This window comes from Rhodoferax sp. GW822-FHT04A08, from assembly GCF_058801025.1.
In genome coordinates this window covers 1-1,781 of the sequence record NZ_JBXAMW010000056.1, presented here as the reverse complement: position 1 = coordinate 1,781, position 1,781 = coordinate 1, and the positions used below count along the sequence as shown (strand labels likewise).

Annotated in this window: 2 protein-coding genes; both read right to left on the bottom strand. The window is 64.3% G+C overall.

Features of this window, described 5'->3' with window-relative positions; translation table 11 throughout:
• Positions 1-1,507, bottom strand: a 1,507-nt coding sequence (locus AC1RMF_RS26520; RefSeq protein WP_493145538.1) for a molybdopterin-dependent oxidoreductase, incomplete at its 3' end; no start/stop codon positions are given.
• Between the two features lie 3 nt (positions 1,508-1,510).
• Positions 1,511-1,781 (bottom strand): NADH-ubiquinone oxidoreductase-F iron-sulfur binding region domain-containing protein (locus tag AC1RMF_RS26515; protein ID WP_493145536.1); only part of this gene is annotated, 271 nt, incomplete at its 5' end.

Sequence of the window (1,781 nt, the reverse complement as noted above, 5' to 3'; positions counted from 1 at the left end):
ACGTGCGCCAGGCATGCTTGCCGATGTCGGTAATGCGCGGGTCGGCCAGCACGATCTTGGCGCCCTGCTTGGATGCGTTCTTCATCCAGGTGGCAGCCACCGGGTGGTTGGCCGTGGGGTTGGAGCCGATCACGAAGATCAGCTCCGAGTGCTGCACGTCGTTGACCTGGTTGCTCACCGCACCGGAGCCCACACCTTCGAGCAAGGCGGCCACGCTGGAGGCGTGGCACAGGCGGGTGCAGTGGTCCACATTGTTGCTGCCAAAGCCGGTGCGCACCAGCTTCTGGAACAGATAGGCCTCTTCGTTGCTGCCCTTGGCCGAGCCAAAGCCCGCCAGCGCCTTCTTGCCATGGGTGTCGCGCAGCCGCTTAAGAGTCCCTGCGGAATACGCCAGGGCTTCTTCCCAGGTGGCTTCACGGAACACGTCGGACCAGTCGGCTGAATCGCGGTTGAGGTTGTCCAGCAGGGCCGGGTCCTTGGGCACGCCTTCCTTGCGGATGAGTGGCACGGTCAGGCGCTGCGGGTTGGCCGCGTAGTCAAAGCCGAAGCGGCCCTTGACGCACAGGCGGTTGTGGTTGGCCGGGCCGTCGCGGCCATCGACGCTGACGATGACGTTGTCCTTGACGTTGTAGGTGAGCAGACAACCCACGCCACAGAACGGGCAGACCGAGTCCACCTTTTTGTCCACCAGTTGCGAGCCGATCTGGGTCTTTGGCATGAGCGCACCGGTGGGGCAGGCCTGCACGCATTCGCCGCAGGCCACGCAGGTGCTATCGCCCATGGGGTCGTTCAGGTCGAACACGATCTCGCTGTGCGAGCCGCGCAGCGCGTAGCCGATGACGTCGTTGACCTGTTCTTCGCGGCAGGCACGTACGCAGCGGTTGCACTGGATGCAGGCGTCCAGGTTCACCGCCATGGCGGGGTGGGATACGTCGGCCTTGGGTTGTTCGCGGCGCAGAGCCTTCAAAGCAGGACGCACGCTGACATCCAGCCGGTCGGCCCAGTAGCTCAGTTCGCCATGTTGGCTGGGATGGTTGGCGCTCGCTTCTGCCACGGCGGCGCCGGGGGCCAGGCTGGGCGCCTCATACGGCGAGCCCAAATCGGCGCCCAGCCTGGCCCCCGTCACCGCCGTGGCAGAAGAGGCAGGAGTGGCGCCAGTGTCATTCCATTTGTAACCCTGATCGGGCATATCGGAGAGCAGCATCTCCAGAACCATCTTCTGGCTCTTCTCTACCCGCGGTGTCTTCAGCAACACTTCCATGCCCGCTGTGGCATTGCGGCAGCAACTGGGCGCCAGGGTGCGCTCGCCCTTGATCTCCACCACGCAGGCACGGCAATTGCCGTCTGCGCGCAGGCCGTCCTTGTAGCAAAGGTGCGGGATGTCCACACCGTGGCGCTTGGCAGCTTTGAGGATGCTTTCGCCCTCAAACGCGTGGATGGTCTGCTGGTCGAGCTTGAACTCCACGGTAGCGGGAGTGACTTCGTTCATCTTGGTGATGGCATTCATGGTTTATTGGCCCCCACGCTTGTCACGTTGTGTACTGCGCTGCCCCCCGTGGGGGCCCTCGTGCCTTTGGGGCGGCCCGGCGTCACTCGCCCCCGCACCATTGATCTCGTGGGGGAAATACTTGATAACGCAGCGCACCGGGTTGGGCGCGGCCTGGCCCAGGCCGCAGATGGAGGCGTCGGTCATCACGATGTTGAGGTCTTCCAGCGTGTCCACATCCCACACCGGTGCTTCCAGCAGCTTGGCTGCCTTGGAAGTGCCTACGCGGCAGGGC